20 protein-coding genes and 1 riboswitch are annotated in these 15,662 nt (G+C 66.4%); of the genes, 15 read left to right on the top strand and 5 right to left on the bottom strand.

Translation table 11 applies throughout. From position 1 onward, the window contains the following. From A5759_RS19020 to A5759_RS18985, 8 genes are all read left to right on the top strand, one after another. Positions 1-1,596 carry a Na+/H+ antiporter subunit D gene (locus A5759_RS19020; protein WP_064425395.1) on the top strand — a complete coding sequence of 532 codons (1,596 nt, stop codon included), beginning with the start codon at positions 1-3 and terminating at the stop codon, positions 1,594-1,596. Further along, entirely contained in the window at positions 1,596-2,132 is a 537-nt protein-coding gene (locus tag A5759_RS19015) for a Na+/H+ antiporter subunit E (RefSeq protein ID WP_197506125.1), read from the top strand. The genes A5759_RS19020 and A5759_RS19015 overlap by 1 nt, the downstream gene beginning before the upstream one ends. 31 nt (positions 2,133-2,163) lie before the next feature. Continuing rightward, complete coding sequence (locus A5759_RS19010; protein ID WP_064399764.1) at positions 2,164-2,451, top strand: monovalent cation/H+ antiporter complex subunit F; 288 nt, start codon at positions 2,164-2,166, stop codon at positions 2,449-2,451. Further along, positions 2,448-2,810, top strand: coding sequence for a monovalent cation/H(+) antiporter subunit G (gene mnhG / locus A5759_RS19005; RefSeq protein ID WP_064399765.1), 363 nt, complete (start codon positions 2,448-2,450; stop codon positions 2,808-2,810). The genes A5759_RS19010 and mnhG overlap by 4 nt, the downstream gene beginning before the upstream one ends. Further along, positions 2,797-3,702, top strand: a complete 906-nt coding sequence (locus tag A5759_RS19000) for an SAM-dependent methyltransferase (protein ID WP_068200371.1) — start codon at positions 2,797-2,799, stop codon at positions 3,700-3,702. The genes mnhG and A5759_RS19000 overlap by 14 nt, the downstream gene beginning before the upstream one ends. A gap of 61 nt (positions 3,703-3,763) precedes the next feature. After that, positions 3,764-4,048, top strand: a complete 285-nt coding sequence (locus A5759_RS18995) for a type VII secretion target (RefSeq protein WP_068200368.1) — start codon at positions 3,764-3,766, stop codon at positions 4,046-4,048. Positions 4,049-4,151: 103 nt separating this feature from the next. Next, complete coding sequence (locus A5759_RS18990; protein WP_082962197.1) at positions 4,152-5,420, top strand: hypothetical protein; 1,269 nt, start codon at positions 4,152-4,154, stop codon at positions 5,418-5,420. Further along, positions 5,408-6,187 carry a hypothetical protein gene (locus A5759_RS18985; RefSeq protein ID WP_156616969.1) on the top strand — a complete coding sequence of 260 codons (780 nt, stop codon included), beginning with the start codon at positions 5,408-5,410 and terminating at the stop codon, positions 6,185-6,187. Before A5759_RS18990 ends, A5759_RS18985 begins: the two co-directional genes overlap by 13 nt. Here A5759_RS18985 and A5759_RS18980 read toward each other — a convergent pair whose 3' ends face one another. The 5 genes from A5759_RS18980 to A5759_RS18960 are packed head-to-tail and all read right to left on the bottom strand — an operon-like array spanning position 6,188 to position 9,492. Beyond that, a complete protein-coding gene (locus tag A5759_RS18980) occupies positions 6,188-6,823 on the bottom strand; it encodes an LON peptidase substrate-binding domain-containing protein (RefSeq protein WP_156616968.1) in 636 nt (211 codons plus the stop codon). Positions 6,824-6,825: 2 nt separating this feature from the next. After that, entirely contained in the window at positions 6,826-7,959 is a 1,134-nt protein-coding gene (locus A5759_RS18975) for a glutamate--cysteine ligase (RefSeq protein ID WP_068200632.1), read from the bottom strand. Next, positions 7,940-8,674, bottom strand: a complete 735-nt coding sequence (locus A5759_RS18970; protein ID WP_068200358.1) for a superoxide dismutase family protein — start codon at positions 8,672-8,674, stop codon at positions 7,940-7,942. Before A5759_RS18970 ends, A5759_RS18975 begins: the two co-directional genes overlap by 20 nt. Before the next feature lie 10 nt (positions 8,675-8,684). After that, positions 8,685-9,143, bottom strand: a complete 459-nt coding sequence (locus tag A5759_RS18965; RefSeq protein WP_197506114.1) for a LytR C-terminal domain-containing protein — start codon at positions 9,141-9,143, stop codon at positions 8,685-8,687. A gap of 40 nt (positions 9,144-9,183) precedes the next feature. Further along, positions 9,184-9,492 (bottom strand): DUF3263 domain-containing protein, encoded by a 309-nt coding sequence (locus tag A5759_RS18960; protein WP_064351385.1) that lies wholly within the window; start codon positions 9,490-9,492, stop codon positions 9,184-9,186. 137 nt (positions 9,493-9,629) lie between these two features. Between A5759_RS18960 and A5759_RS18955 the strand changes: the two genes are divergently transcribed. The 7 genes from A5759_RS18955 (at position 9,630) to A5759_RS18925 (ending at position 15,649) form a co-directional block, all read left to right on the top strand. Continuing rightward, positions 9,630-10,223 carry a peptide deformylase gene (locus A5759_RS18955; protein ID WP_068200351.1) on the top strand — a complete coding sequence of 198 codons (594 nt, stop codon included), beginning with the start codon at positions 9,630-9,632 and terminating at the stop codon, positions 10,221-10,223. Positions 10,224-10,225: 2 nt separating this feature from the next. Then, the gene (locus A5759_RS18950) at positions 10,226-11,119 is read left to right on the top strand and encodes a GNAT family N-acetyltransferase (protein WP_068200349.1); all 894 of its coding nucleotides are present in this window, start codon (positions 10,226-10,228) and stop codon (positions 11,117-11,119) included. 3 nt (positions 11,120-11,122) lie between these two features. After that, a complete protein-coding gene (locus tag A5759_RS18945; protein WP_068200346.1) occupies positions 11,123-11,938 on the top strand; it encodes an exodeoxyribonuclease III in 816 nt (271 codons plus the stop codon). 73 nt (positions 11,939-12,011) lie between these two features. Further along, positions 12,012-12,120: riboswitch (TPP riboswitch) on the top strand. Then, complete coding sequence (gene thiC / locus A5759_RS18940; RefSeq protein WP_068200343.1) at positions 12,114-13,757, top strand: phosphomethylpyrimidine synthase ThiC; 1,644 nt, start codon at positions 12,114-12,116, stop codon at positions 13,755-13,757. It overlaps the preceding riboswitch by 7 nt. Continuing rightward, positions 13,754-14,590: a bifunctional hydroxymethylpyrimidine kinase/phosphomethylpyrimidine kinase gene (gene thiD, locus A5759_RS18935; RefSeq protein WP_068200338.1), complete on the top strand. Its 837-nt coding sequence runs from the start codon at positions 13,754-13,756 to the stop codon at positions 14,588-14,590. Before thiC ends, thiD begins: the two co-directional genes overlap by 4 nt. Next, complete coding sequence (locus A5759_RS18930) at positions 14,587-15,210, top strand: alpha/beta family hydrolase (RefSeq protein WP_068200335.1); 624 nt, start codon at positions 14,587-14,589, stop codon at positions 15,208-15,210. The genes thiD and A5759_RS18930 overlap by 4 nt, the downstream gene beginning before the upstream one ends. Then, entirely contained in the window at positions 15,200-15,649 is a 450-nt protein-coding gene (locus A5759_RS18925; protein ID WP_131805109.1) for a septum formation family protein, read from the top strand. Before A5759_RS18930 ends, A5759_RS18925 begins: the two co-directional genes overlap by 11 nt. The last annotated feature ends 13 nt before the right edge of the window (positions 15,650-15,662 follow it).

Below are 15,662 nucleotides of genomic sequence, written 5' to 3'. Positions count from 1 at the left end.
ATGACGTTGGCGGCCACCTTGATACCCCTGCCCGTCCTGCTCCCGACGCTGGGCGCGGCGGCAACGCTGATCGCGGGCCGGCGGCCACGACTGCAGCGGCTCCTCACGCTCGTCGTGTTGTCGGTCGTCGTCGCAGTGTGTGGCGCGCTGCTCTACCTCGCCGACAGGGACGGCACGCTCGTGCTCCACGTGGGCGGCTGGGGACAGTCCGTGCCCGGGATGGGTCCCCTGGGCATCACGCTGGTGGTGGACCGGTTGTCGGCGCTGATGCTCGTCGTCTCGGCGATCGTGCTGCTGGCCGTCGTGTTCTACGCCATCGGACAGGGTGTCCGCGACGGTGACGAACGCCAACCGGTGTCGATCTTCATGCCCACCTACCTGGTGTTGTCGGCCGGCGTCTGCATGGCGTTCCTAGCCGGTGACCTGTTCAACCTCTTCGTCGGTTTCGAGGTGCTGCTGGCCGCGAGCTTCGTGCTCCTGACAGTCGGAGCCAGCAAGGACCGTGTGCGCGCGGGCATCTCGTATGTGATGGTGTCGATGGTCGGGTCGCTGATCTTCCTGTTCGGCCTCGCCCTCGTCTACGGTGCCACCGGGACACTGAACTTGGCGGAACTCTCCGTGCGACTCGACGAGGTGTCGGGCGGAGTCCGTTCGGCGATGTTCGCCGTGCTGCTGGTGGCGTTCGGCATCAAGGCCGCGGTGTTCCCGCTCTCGGCCTGGCTGCCCGACTCCTATCCGACCGCACCCGCACCGGTCACCGCCGTGTTCGCCGGCCTGCTCACGAAGGTCGGCGTCTATTCGATCATTCGGGCGCACTCGCTGTTGTTCCCCGACGGAGGGCTCGACCCGGTGCTGTTGGTGGCCGCGTTGTTGACGATGCTGATCGGCATCCTCGGTGCGATCGCGCAGAGCGACATCAAACGACTGCTGTCGTTCACGCTGGTGAGTCACATCGGTTACATGGTGTTCGGTATCGCGTTGTCCAACCAGCTCGGCATGTCCGGCGCTATTTACTATGTGGCGCACCACATTCTGGTGCAGACCACACTGTTCCTGGTCGTCGGGTTGATCGAACGCCAGGCCGGGGCGTCGACCATGGACCGCCTGGGCGGTTTGGCGGCCGCCAGCCCGCTGCTCGCCTTCGTGTTCGTCATCCCCGCACTCAATCTCGGTGGCATACCACCGTTCTCCGGTTTCATCGGCAAGGTCGCGCTGCTCGAGGCCGGCGCGCAGGACGGCTCGGTGCTGGCCTGGACGCTGGTGGCCGGCGGTGTGGTGACGAGCTTGCTGACGCTGTACGTGGTCGTGCGGGTGTGGACCAAGGCGTTCTGGCGCTCGCGCGAGGACGCGCCCGAAGGCCATCTGTCCGCGGCGCTGCCGTCGGCGTTGCTCGACGAACCCGAGGACATCCAGTTCGTCGACCGCGACCACGTCGGCCGCATGCCGGCGGGGATGGTCGGGCCCACGGGTGCGCTGATCGCGGCCGGGCTCGCGCTGACGGTGCTCGCCGGACCGATATTCGCGTACAGCGAAAGGGCTTCCAACGAGGTACTCGACCGGAGCGAGTACATCACTGCCGTGGTGGGGCCGCGATGATGAGAAGCGTTGCGCTGCGCGTCTGGATCTTCTGCTGGCTGGTGTTCGTCTGGATCCTGCTGTGGGGCAACTTCTCCGCGGCGAATGTGCTCTCGGGTGCGGCCGTTGCGGCGTTGATCACATGGCTGCTGCCCCTGCCCGCCGTGCCGGTCGAAGGCAAGGTGCACGTGCTGTCGCTGATCCGGCTCATCCTCACGGTCGCCTACCGTTTGGTGCTGTCCTCGGGACAGGTTGCGCTGCTGGCGGTGAAACCCCGCCCTCCACTGTCGGCCGTTCTGCGGGCACAGCTTTCCGTGAAGTCAGACCTGGTGCTGTCGTTGGCGGTCGTCATCTTCAACCTGATTCCCGGATCGATCGTGCTCGAGATCGACCAGACCCGCCGGCTGCTCTACATGCATGTCATCGACGTCGGCTCCGACCGCGCGCTGCACGCGTTCTACCACCAGGTGGCCGTGATCGAACGGTTGCTGGTCCGAACGTTCGAGCGTCCCGAGGACTGGCGCCCGGCGCACGAGCACGAGGAGCACGAAGTATGAGCCCCCAGCGAGATACGAAGGCGCAGCGCGCATGATCACCGTCTGGGTCATCGCCGCGGTGATGATGACCGCCGCCGCCGCGATCACGATGTTCCGTCTCCTCGCCGGGCCGAGCACACTGGACCGCCTGGTCGCCGTCGACACACTCATCGCCGTGGCGATGTGCGGAATCGGCATCTGGAGCGCCTACAGCCTGGACAGCACCGTCACCTACGGCATGGCCGCATTGGCGTTGATCAGCTTCGTCGGCACAGTCAGCGTCGCCCGATTCCGCGTCCCCGACGTCGACAAGTCCCGCACCATCGGGGGGCGAGGATGACGGGACTCGACATCCTCACGAGCGTGCTGGTGCTGGGCGGCTCGTCGCTCGCGCTGACCGCCGCGATCGGCATCGTCCGTTTCCCCGACACGTTGACGCGCATGCACGCGGCCTCCAAGCCGCAGGTGCTCGGGCTCCTGCTGGTGATCATCGGCGCCGGGATACGGCTGCGCGGCAACGCCGATATCGGCATGCTCGTACTCACCGGCTTGTTCACGGTGATCACCGCACCGGTGGTGGCGAACCGGGTTGGCCAGCTCGCGTATCGGGAACAGAACGTCCGAGACGATCTGTTGACCGCGGACGAGATTGACGAGTTCGCCGACCACACCGAAAGCGGCGCCGATGGCCAGGACTGACGACGACAGCTGGGGCATCACCGAGAGTGTGGGCGCGACGGCGCTGGGGGTGGCCTGGTCTCGTGCGCTGGAGCAGAACACCGACTGCCCGCTGTTCACCGATCCCTACGCCCAGATGTTCGTCGACGCGGCGGTGGAACAGGGTTGGCAACCGCCCCCTGCCCACATGGCCGAACGCATCCGCTCGATCGGCGGCTACGCGGCGTCGCGCACCAAATGGTTCGACGAGTTCTTCATCGCCGCGGGCGCCAACGGCATCGACCAGGTGGTGATTCTGGCGGCCGGGCTCGACGCGCGGGCCTGGCGGTTGCCGTGGATCGGCGGCACCGTCGTCTACGAGATCGACCAGCCCCGGGTGCTGGCGTTCAAGGTCGACACATTGCGCCGACACGAAGTTCAGCCGGCCGCCAAGTACGTCCCGGTGCCGATCGACTTGCGCGAGGATTGGCCGCGGGCCCTGCGGGACGCGGGGTTCGACGCGAGCGAGCCGACCGCGTGGGCCGCCGAGGGGCTCCTCCCGTATCTGCCCGCACGCGGACAAGACTTGTTGTTCGAACGGATTCACAGGCTCAGCGCGCAAGGCAGCCGCATCGCCGTCGAGTCGTTCGGGGCGAAGTTCTTCGAGCCGGAGTACCTGGCCAGTCGCCGCGAGAAGCTGGCCGAGTACCGCAGACAGGCCGGCAACGACGGTAGCGACGACGCGTTCGACGTACAGGACCTCTGGTACACCGAGGAACGCACCGAGGTGACCGACTGGCTCGCCGAGAGTGGTTGGGACGTGACCTCGATCAGCGCCGCTGATCTGATGGACCGTTACGGCCGGTGCGCCGCCGGCGAGCCCGACGACACCACGCCGCGCACAGTTTTCGTCGAGGGACAACGGATCTGCTGACAACCGCTGTCAACCAAATCAGCGTCACGGCGGGGCTCTGACGTCCGGTAACTTCTGAACGATGGAGGTTGACCCCGAGATCCTCAAGGCGTTCGCCGGTCAGGTCGACACGGTGTCGTCATTGATCCGTGAGGCTGACGTGGGCCACAAAGTGAGCGATGCCGCCGACGGTTTACCCGGCTCCGCCACTCAGTGGGCCGCACGGCTTCTTGGCGAGCATGTGACGGAGCGGGTCGACGCGATAGCCGCAAATGTCAGCAAGATGGGCGAGGCAGTCCGCGGTGCGGGCAACACCTACGAGGTGACCGACTCGGACCTTGCGGGGCATTTCAAGAGAATCTTCTGAACCCGTGCTGCCATCGCGTACCCGGCTCGAAGGCTGGAACCCAGACTCTCTGAATTTCACCGGCCCTCCGGTAACGACCGCTGGCGAATCGGTGGAACGGGCAGTGGATCGAATCAACAACAACCTCAAGCGCATGCCCGAGACCAAGGCGTGGTCCGGCCAAGCGCACGACGCGGCATCGGCAATGTTCGGTCGCGCGCGCCAGACCGCCTCGGAGTTCAGCCGCTACACCACCGTGATCGGCAACGCCCTCGGTGAAAGCGCCGGCACCATCGGGGCGGCACGAAAAGCACTGCTGGACAAGGCTGATGAAATCGACCGCGGCCCTCTCAGCGTGTTGGAGGGGTGGGTGGTGCTGATCGATCCCGGGGCTCAAAGCGCGGAGCAGATCGCCGAGTTGATGGAGCAAGTTGCGACCGAGCAGGCCGTCATCAATGAACTGTTGGGCGCTGTCGGCGACGCCGACACAAGCACAGCTGACAAGGTGATGGCCGCGGCGAAGCCGTTCGGCTTCGCGCCCCCCGCGACAGGCGGGTTGCCGGGCTTGATGCTCCCCGGTACGCAGCGACCGGCTGACGATGTACCCGATCCTCGGAACCCGATTGGGCTCATGCAGCGAGCGACGGTGCGTGGTGAGCAGATGGCCACTACCGTCCGCGAGACGACGTCGCGGTACAACGATGAGGGCCACTTCGAGAAGACACTGATCATGCAGGACGGCAGTAGGCACGTCATCACCGAATACGAACCGGACTACAAGAACGGCGTTCCCGACATGACGACCGATGACCACTACGCCGCCGACGGCAATCTGATCTCGTGGACTAGTTCGACGCGTACGCCCGGCGGATACAAGAAGACGATCATGAATTGGGCGGACGGAACGCAATACGTCACCGACGAAACACCGGAAGGCGTGCGCACTGCGGCTTTCAATTTGCCCGACGGCCGCCACGGCGTTCTTCCTCCCGATAGTCCGCTACTCGTCCAGACCGTCCCGGACCGCATCGGAGATGTCCTCACGGGATTGGAAACGCATATCGATGGGGGCGGCAAGATTCCGATGTTGTCCGTGGACGCCGTGGAGAAAGTCGGAGCGGGCGCCAAGTACGGTGGTCCCGCGCTCGGTGTCATGTCGGCGATGTATGACTTCCTCGCCGCCCCCACGCCCGCCGACAAGTGTGTTTCGGTGTTCGCCGGTACATTCGCGCTCGTCGGCAATGCCGGCGGTGCGGCGGGAGGTGCAATGTTGGGTGGTCCGGTTCCGTTTCCCGGTGTCGCTCCGGCTCTCGCGGTCGGCGGCTCTGTCGCTGGCGGTGCGTGGATGAAGTCGGTCGGGACCAAGGTCGGTGAGCTGCTGTGCGGCGCATAGAGAAACCGCCGCCACCGCGCAACTGGGACAACAGGTTGTCAGCCCTGGCGAAGTTCGGGCTCTTAGGTTTTGTAGGCGGGGTTGGCTACAGCGTGGCGCAAACAGTGGTGGCGCTGCAGCGTGGCTCAGTTCTTGCGGCGTTAACGTCCGGTGGACTGACGTTGTTCTTCTCCGGAGCCCTGGTTACGCTCGCCACGACCTGGTTCTCATCGCCGACGAAGTACGCCAAGTCAGACACCCACGGGACGACGCTGCGCGTCAATCCGCTTATCGCCTGGTGTTGGAGTCTCACATTGGTCGGTGCCGCGATCGGATCGGTATGCTATTTCGCGTTCGTTTCACGCGGCGTCGCGGAGCTCCCTTTCGCGACGCCTGGGCGGGATACCGTCAACCGGTACTTGATGATCACCCTGCTGGTTCTCTCACTGACCGGCCTGGTGGCGATGCTCAGGGGCCGTGGCGTGGCCCGACTTCGGATCGGACCAGACGTCATTGAGCACGCTGACATCTTGCGAACCCGCACTGCGCGTTGGGCTGACATTGTCGATATCGCCGACGTTGCCGACAAGCGGACTCGAAATCCAATTATTTTCGTGCTCAACGACGGTAAGCCGATCGTCGTACCGAATGCCGACCGATACGAGCCCGGCTTCGGCACGCTGTATTGGATGGTCCGCCACTACTGGAAGCATCCCGAGGATCGCCTCGAACTCACCGACGGGCGTGCGCTCGAACGGTTGCGCAACGAGCAGTTCACCGCGGAATGACTACTCCCCCGACAGGCCGAACTCGACCATTGCGGTCACGGTCTCGACGGCGTCGCTCAGCGCAGCCAGCCGCTCGGCGACGGTCGGCGCAGCCAGCACCGCGTAGCGGTCGGCCTGCCCCATCGGCAGGCGAGAGGTCAACGTGTACAACCACTTACCGGCATCGCCGGACGCGTCCGCACCCGCCACGAATTCGCGGCCGTTGACCTCGGCCCCGCGTGCGGCGGCGATGCGTTCGAACAGCGCGACCATGCGGTCCTCGACGTCGCGGATGGCGTCCGCCTCGACGGGCTCACCCGGCTGATCGGGCCACGGTTCTACCGCTGCGCGTGGATACGGGTCGTCGGGCTGCCACTCGATGACCCGAATACGTTCGCCTACCGCGCATTTGAGGCGGTAGCGACCATCACCGAAATCGGCGACCTCGCCGATGTGTGCCAGCGCGCCGACGTCGCTGCGGACGTCCCCGCCGCCCACTTCCCTGCCCGCCGTGATCAACACGACGCCGAACGCCGGGTCCTCGGTGGCCAGACAGTCCGAAACCAGTGCGCTGTAACGAGGTTCGAAGATCCGCAACGGAAGCTCCTCGCCGGGCAGCATCGCCACCTGCAGCGGGAACATCGGGATGGCCGCCACGTCTACAGCTCCAGTTCGGCGACCAGGGCGTCGACGACGGCGCGCAGGTCGCCGTCGTGCTCCTCGGCGACGCGGCGTTGACGTTGATACGACCCGCCGCCCCCGTAGATGTCGGCGACGTGCCGTAGTTCGTCGGCGCAGTGCAGCGACGCGGCCACCGGTTCGAGACGGTTGAGCAACTCGTCGAGGTCCTCGGTCACCAACCGTTCGTTGCTGTTGGCATCCTGGATGATGATGGCGTCGAGACCGTAACGCGCTGCGCGCCACTTGTTCTCCTGCACGTGCCACGGCGGCATGGTGGGCAGCGACTCACCGGCGTCGAGCCGCCGGTCGAGGTCGACGACCAGACAATGCGTCAACGCCACCAGCGCCCCCAACTCGCGCAGATTGGAGACACCGTCGAATATCCGGATCTCCACCGTCCCGATGTGCGGCGAAGGCCGGACATCCCAACGGATTTCGTTCATGTGGTCGATGATGCCGGTCTTCTTCTGGTCGTAGACGAAACGCTCCCACTCCGCCCACGACTGAAAGTGGAACGGCAGCCCGGCCGTCGGCAGCTGCTGAAACATCATCGCCCGGTTGGACGCATAGCCGGTGTCCTCACCGTCCCAGAACGGGGACGACGCCGACAGGGCCAACAGATGCGGGTAGTGGTTGAGCAGCGAGGTGTTGATCGGCATCACCTTGTGCGCGGAGCGGACCCCGACGTGCACGTGCACACCCCAGATCAGCATCTGCCTGCCCCACCACTGGGTGCGCTTGATCAGCTCGGCATAGCGGGGGGCGTCGGTCAGGCTGCCCGGCGACCACTTCGCGAACGGGTGCGTGCCCGCGCAGAACAACTCCATCCCGCGACCCCGGACGATCTCGCGGGCGGTCACCAGCGTCGAACGCAGATCGTTCATCGCCTCGGGCACCGAATCGCAGATGCCCGTGACGATCTCTACGGTGTTGCGCAGCAGTTCCTTGTGCACACGCGGGTTGTTCTCGCCGAGCTCCTCGATGACCGCGGTGGCCTCGTTGCTCAGGTCCCGCGTCGTCGCGTCGACGAGCGCGAACTCCCACTCGACCCCGACCGTCGGTCGGGGCGAGCCGACGAAATCGATGTGGCTGCTAGCCGGTACGGATAACACCGCATGCCACCCGCGATCCGGCGTCACCGGTCGCCAGAGTGGTCGCATCCGGCGGCGGGTCACCGTTGACCTGCTGGTAGCGCTCCGGCGGAATGTTGGCGAAGTTGTCCGCCTTCTCGTGGATGATGATCGCGGTGCCCGCGCCCGAAGTGAGTTCCTCGGCGGTGAACGCGTCGGTCGTCGTCAAGACCCTGGCCGAACCGTCCTCGCGGACCTGCAGCGACGTCAGGTCACCGCTCGCGGGATGACCGCTGTGGCCGGGCACCTGGAAGTGCCCACCCGCCGAGTTGAAGTTCCCCGGCGCGCCACCGGTGGGCGCGACCGAGTTGGCCTCGCACTTGCCGACCTGATGGATGTGCATGCCATGGAAGCCGGGCGTCAGCCTCCCGGGCGTGGTGGTCTCGACGCTGATCGTCGCGTAGCCGCCACTGAACTGGATGTCAGCGGTCGCCACCGGTGTGCCGTCCGCAAGCTTCAATTCGGCGGTGAGCGTTTCGCCTGCGCCCTGTCCTTCGCCCTGCCCTTGACCTTGGCCTTCTGCCTGCCCGCCGCCGTGACCACCGCCCTCACCCGGCGGGGCCGACGGAGGCGGAGATCCGGTCCAGACGGGCGGCGGGGTGCCCTGCACGTTGCTGGGCTCCTCGGGCGCCGCACAGGCGCTCAAGGCGAGTGCGGGGACAGCGAACAAGGCAGCGGCGGCGACGGTCTTGAACATGTGCACGAGCCTAACCGGTGACCACCACAATGACGCCCGGCGGTTGTTCGGCGAGTGCGGGCAATCGCGGTTCGACGGGCGCCTCGAGCAGACGTCCCACCTCTTCTGCGGCCTCCCGCTCGCCGGGCGCGTCGCTGAAGTACACGGTGGTGGCCGCCACGTCCGCCAGTTCGAGGTTGCCGGTCTCGGTGACGTTCCAGCCGGCCTCGCGCAGCCGTCCGGCCGTGCCCTCGGCCGCGCCCGCAACGGTGGAGATGTTGAAGACCCGGACCTCGGCATCGGCCGGTGCCGGCGCCTCCGACGTCGTGGTCGCGGTGGTGGTCGTCGCGGTCGCCAGCGGCGGCGTGTCCTCCTCGTCGCTGTCGGAACCCATCGCCTGAAACGCCACCAACAGGAAAACGACGCCAAGGAAGAGCAGCACCATCACCATGGCGCGCAGGGGCAGACCCGACGAATCTCGCTGGTTCATTGCGCCCACCTTATCGAGCGGGCCTCACGGCCCGGGAAACTCAGGTGACGTCGAAGCCGAGACGGCGTGCCGCCCGCGCCTTCTGCCTGCTGGCCCTCAGTCGCCGCAACCGCTTGACCAGCATCGGATCGGCGGCGAGCGCCTCGGGTCGGTCGACGAGCGCGTTCAGCACTTGGTAGTAGCGGGTGGCCGACATGGAGAACAGCTCCTTGATGGCGTCTTCCTTGGAGCCCGCGTATTTCCACCACTGCCGCTCGAACGCGAGAATGTCGTGCTCGCGTCGAGTCAGCCCGTCGGAGAGTTCAGAGTTGTCTCCGGATTGTTCAGTCCGCGCGATCGCGCCGTCCATCTGGCTCTTGGACCCTTCCGACAACTTGAATGACATCGCTGTGGTTCGGCGCTCATTCAACCACGTGATGGGCTGATGAGCGGTTCGACATGCCCGCGAGTCGGGCAGCAAGGATTGCCGACTTAAGATTTTCGACTATGGCAGTCGTTCCGATACGCATCGTAGGAGATCCCGTCCTGCACACAGCCACCGAGCCGGTCCCGGTCGGTGAGGACGGTTCGCTGCCCGCCGATCTCGCGGATTTGATCGCCGACCTGTTCGACACGATGGACGCGGCGAACGGGGTTGGGTTGGCCGCGAACCAGATCGGCGTCTCCAAGCGGGTGTTCGTCTACGACTGCGCCGAGGTGCGCGGTCGCATCACCCGCCGCCGCGGTGTGGTCGTCAATCCGGTATTGGAGACCTCCGAAGTTCCCGAGACCATGCCCGATCCGGACGATGACGACGAGGGTTGCCTTTCGGTGCCCGGGGAGTCGTTCCCGACGGGGCGGGCCGACTGGGCGAGGGTGACGGGGCTGGACGCCGAAGGCAATCCGATCACCCTCGAGGGCACCGACCTGTTCGCCCGGATGCTGCAGCACGAGACGGGTCACCTCGACGGCTTCCTTTACCTGGACCGCTTGGTCGGCAGGCATTCGCGCAGCGCCAAGCGTGCGGTGAAGTCGCACGGCTGGGGGGTGCCGGGGTTGTCGTGGATGCCCGGTAAGGACCCCGATCCGTTCGGTCACTGACCGTGCCCGCGCTTCCCGCGATCGGCACACGGGTGACCGTGCGTTACCGGCGGCCGGCCGGTTCGACACCCCCGCTGACCGACGTGGTCGGTCATGTCGTCGACAACGGTGCGGCACTGCGGATTCGGACCAAACGGGGGGTCGTCGTACGGGTAGACCTCGGCGATGTCGTCGCCATCAAGAAGCTGCCCGCCGCACCAGTGCGCACCGCCGACATCCGCAACGTCGAACACGCGGCGGCGTTGGCGTGGCCGGGTGTCGATCAGAAATGGCTGGGCGGCTGGCTGCTGCGCGCCTCAGGAGGCCACACGCACCGCGGTAATTCCGCTGTCCCGCTGGGCTTTGACGCCGACGCCACGGCCATTCCAACGATCATCAGCTGGTACGGCGAGCGAGGGCTGACGCCGTGGCTTTCCATACCCGATCGGCTGTTCCGCCTGATCGCAAAGTCGCCGCACCTCGAGACCGAGGTCTTGACAAGCGATTTGAGCGACACGGTGGTCGACGAACGCGTGACCCTGACCACGACACCCGACGCCGCATGGCTGCACCTGTACCGCCGCGCCGTGCCTGTCGACGTACTGACCGCCGTCATCGACGGTGAGGTCGCATTCGCGACGATCCCCGGTGCGGCCGTCGGCAGGGCCGCCGTGACGACGGCGCCGTGCGGCCGGCGCTGGGTCGGGCTGTCGGCGGTGCGGGTCGACGAGCGGGCCCGCGGTGCGGGTCTGGCGCGCGCACTGTGTTCGACGCTGTTGGGTTGGGGGGCCCAACGGGGTGCGACCGGCGGCTACGCGCAGGTGCTGGTCGACAACGCGGTGGCTCTCGGCCTCTACAGGTCGATGGGTTTCCAGAAGCAGCACCGCAGCCGTTATGTCGACGCTCGTAGCCTGTAAGCCATGCGGATCGCCACCTGGAACGTCAACTCGATTCGGGCTCGGGTCGAACGGGTCACCGACTGGCTCGAGCGGGCCGACGTCGACGTGCTGGCGATGCAGGAGACCAAGTGCAACGACGAGCAATTCCCGGTCATGCCGTTCCTGGCCGCCGGCTACGAGGTGACCCACTGCGGCTTCAACCAGTGGAACGGCGTGGCGATCGCGTCCCGCGTCGGTATCGAGGATGTGCAGGTGGGCTTTGACGATCAGCCGACCTGGAGCGACAAGCCCGAGGCGGAGGCGGCCGCGGAAGCCCGCGCCCTCGGTGCCACCTGCAACGGAGTCCGGGTGTGGAGCCTGTACGTGCCGAACGGCCGGTTCGTCGGCTCGCCGCACTACGCGTACAAGCTGGAATGGCTTGCCGCGCTCCGCAATACGGCACACAAGCGGTTGTCCGATGATCCGGCCGCGCAGATCGCGCTCGTCGGGGACTGGAACATCGCGCCGACCGACGAGGACGTCTGGAGCGTCGAGTTCTACCAAGGCAGCACCCACGTCACCGCTCCAGAACGCGAGGCGTTCAACGCGGTGGTGGAAGCGGGTTTCGCCGATGTGGTGCGGCCGTTCACTCCCGGACCGGGGGTCTACACCTATTGGGACTACACACAGCTGCGGTTCCCGAAGAACCGCGGCATGCGCATCGACTTCATCCTCGGCTCACCCGCGCTCGCCGACCGCGTCACGCACGCCGAGATCGTCCGCGAGGAACGCAAGAGCGGCAAGGACCGCATCGGCACCCCCAGCGATCACGCCCCGGTGTTGATCGAACTGGGGTGACCGCGACGGTCCACTTCCGACGATTCTCCCGTCGCCCCTTCCCGATTCCTCCGCGTCTGCGCTAGCGTGACAGGTGTCCACACACGGGAGCGCGCACCAGCGCGCTGAGAGGACGGGTGGGCCCGTCGACCGTACGAACCTGACCGGGTAATGCCGGCGTAGGGAGATAGCTCGAATGACGCACGTCGCAAACAGTCCTGTCAATCCGTCCGTCACCACCGGCCCGATCCAGGGCAGCACGAAGGTGTATCGAGAGCTCGACGAAGTGCCCGGCGCGAAGGTCCCATTGCGCCGGGTGCACCTGACCAACGGCGAGCATCTCGACCTCTACGACACCTCCGGTCCGTATACCGACCCGACAGCAACCCTCGACCTGCAGGCGGGCTTGCCCGCGCGCCCGGGCGTGGTGCGCGACCGCGGAACGCAGCTGCAGCGGGCCCTTGCCGGCGAGATCACCGCCGAGATGGCGTTCATCGCCGCCCGCGAGCGAGTCCCTGTCGAGCTGGTCCGCGACGAGGTCGCGGCGGGCAGGGCCGTCATACCCGCGAACCACAATCACCCCGAGACCGAGCCGATGATCATCGGCAAGGCCTTCGCGGTGAAAGTCAATGCCAACATCGGTAATTCGGCGGTGACCAGTTCAATCGCCGAAGAGGTCGACAAGATGGTGTGGGCCACCCGGTGGGGCGCCGACACGATCATGGACCTGTCCACCGGCCGCGACATCCACATGACTCGGGAGTGGATCCTGCGCAACTCCCCGGTGCCGGTCGGCACGGTTCCGATCTACCAGGCCCTCGAGAAAGTCAACGGCGACCCGGCCGCTCTGACGTGGGAACTGTACCGCGACACCGTGATCGAACAGTGCGAACAGGGCGTGGACTACATGACCGTGCACGCCGGCGTGCTACTGCGTTACGTTCCGCTGACGGCCAAGCGTGTCACCGGAATCGTCAGTCGCGGCGGTTCCATCATGGCCGCATGGTGCCTGGCACACCACCGGGAATCGTTCCTGTACACCCACTTCGATGAGCTGTGCCAGATCTTGCAGCGCTACGACGTGACGTTCTCACTCGGTGACGGCCTGCGGCCCGGCTCGATCGCCGACGCCAACGACGCCGCCCAGTTCGCCGAGCTGCGTACGCTCGGCGAGCTCACCAAGATCGCGAAATCGCATGGTGTGCAGGTGATGATTGAGGGTCCCGGCCATGTGCCGATGCACAAGATCGTCGAGAACGTCCGGCTCGAGGAGGAGTGGTGCGAGGAGGCGCCGTTCTACACGCTGGGCCCGCTGGCGACCGACATCGCACCGGCCTATGACCACATCACCAGCGCCATCGGCGCCGCGATCATCGCGCAGGCCGGCACCGCCATGCTCTGTTACGTGACGCCGAAGGAACACCTCGGCCTACCCGACCGCAAAGACGTCAAGGATGGCGTCATCGCCTACAAGATCGCCGCGCACGCCGCTGATCTCGCCAAGGGACACCCCCACGCTCAGGAACGCGACGACGCGCTGTCCCGCGCACGCTTCGAGTTCCGCTGGCACGACCAGTTCGCACTGTCGCTGGATCCCGACACCGCCCGCGCGTTCCACGACGAGACGCTGCCCGCCGAACCGGCCAAGACCGCACACTTCTGCTCAATGTGCGGGCCGAAGTTCTGTTCCATGCGCATCACGCAGGACGTCCGCGATTACGCTGCCAAGCACGGGCTCGACAGCGAGGAGGCGATCGAAGCCGCGATGGAGATGGGGATGGCCGAGAAGTCACGCGAATTCGCCGAACACGGCAACCGCGTGTACCTGCCGCTGGCATGAGCTACCTGCCACTGCCGCCGCCCCGTACCACCCCGGTGCGGGTGATGACGATCGCCGGATCCGATTCTGGCGGAGGCGCGGGAATCCAGGCCGACATGCGCACGTTCGCTCTGCTCGCGGTGCACGGCCTGGTTGCGGTCACCGCCGTCACCGTTCAGAACTCGGTCGGGGTCAAGGGTTTTCACGAGATTCCCCTCGACGTCATCGCGGGACAGATCGAAGCCGTGGCCTCCGACATCGGCGTGCAGGCAGCCAAGACGGGGATGCTGGCGTCGTCGGAGATCATCGACACCGTCGCCGAAACCTGGCGCGCACAGGGCATGGCCGGTTCGGTGCCCTTGGTCGTCGACCCTGTGTGCGCCTCCATGCACGGTGATCCCCTTTTGCATCCCAGTGCGCTGGATTCACTGCGGGCACAGCTGTTTCCGCTGGCGACATTGGTGACACCGAACCTCGACGAGGTGCGCCTGCTCACCGACATCGAGGTCATCGACCCCCCATCCCAGCGGGAGGCGGCCCGCGCACTGCACGCACTCGGACCGCAGTGGGCACTGGTCAAGGGAGGCCACCTGCGAGCGTCGGCGCAGAGCCCCGATCTGCTGTTCGACGGCACCGAGTTCCACGAATTCGACGCCACGCGCATCGACACCGGCCACGACCACGGCGCCGGTGACACGTTGGCCGCAGCCATCGCCAGCGCGCTGGCACACGGCTATTCGGTACCCGACGCCGTCGCGTTCGGTAAACGCTGGGTCACCGAATGTCTGCGTGCCGCTTACCCGTTGGGACGCGGTCACGGCCCGGTGTCGGCGCTGTTCAGGCTCATCGAGTGAACCTCGAACCGATCGCGGGTGTCGCCCACGAACCCGACGCCGAACCCGCCGGTGTCGTCGTCCTCACCCACGGCGCCGGCGGCAGCAGGGAAGCACTGCTACTCAAGAGGCTCTGTGACGAGTGGGCCGGACGCGGTTGGCTTGCGGTGCGCTACAACCTGCCCTACCGGCGCCGCCGGCCCAAGGGCCCGCCGTCTGGATCCGCCAAGGTCGACCAGGAAGGAGTCATCGAGGCCATCGACGTCGCCCGCACGCTCGCCGACGGCCCCGTCATCGCGGGCGGGCACTCCTACGGCGGGCGGATGACATCGATGGCGGTGGCCGACGGGGTTGCCGACATCGACGTGCTGACACTGTTCTCGTATCCGCTGCATCCGCCCGGCAAGCCGGAACGTGTACGCACCGAACATCTTCCGCGCATCGCGGTACCGACGGTGTTCACCCACGGTACCGCCGACCCGTTCGGCTCGATCGACGAACTCCGGCCCGCGGCTGCCTTGATCGGCGCACCCGCGGAAGTCGTCGAGATCACCGGCGCCCGGCACGATCTGGCCTCCAAGACACTCGATGTGCCTGCGCTGGCGGTCGATGCGGCACTACGGTTGATGGGTGCGTCCTAGCCACTGGGTGATCGTCGCGGTCGTCGTGGCCGGTGTCGGCGCCCTGGCGGCGATCGGATGGTTCTACATCGTCCAGCCACGCATGACGACCCTGGTGCGCGCCGACCTCCTTGCGCTCGGAGATTGTGTGCGCACGCGTGAGTCCGACGTTCTGCCGAACGAAGTCAAACGAGTCGACTGCGACGGGCCCCACTACGGGGAGGTGTTCGCGATCGTGCGCGCACCCGATGCGCGGGAGTACCCGGGCGAGGACGCTCTGAGAAGGGTCGGCGACCAGTGCAGCGGAAAGTTCTTCGACTACGCGCCGAATATCCCGGAGGGACCGACCTTTCGGCTCGCCATCGGTTATCCGAGCGCGCAAGCCTGGTCGCAGGGGGCGCGGTCGGTGGTGTGCGTCGCGATGGCCAAGAACGAGCGGTGGGGTTCGATCCGCAGCTAGAAGGCGGTGGCCA

Origin of the sequence: Mycobacterium sp. 852014-52144_SCH5372336 (assembly GCF_001665615.1) — a bacterium.
Lineage (GTDB): Bacteria > Actinomycetota > Actinomycetes > Mycobacteriales > Mycobacteriaceae > Mycobacterium > Mycobacterium neumannii_A.
Note: the sequence above shows the minus strand (reverse complement) of the source record. Positions and strands in the feature narration are given on the sequence as shown.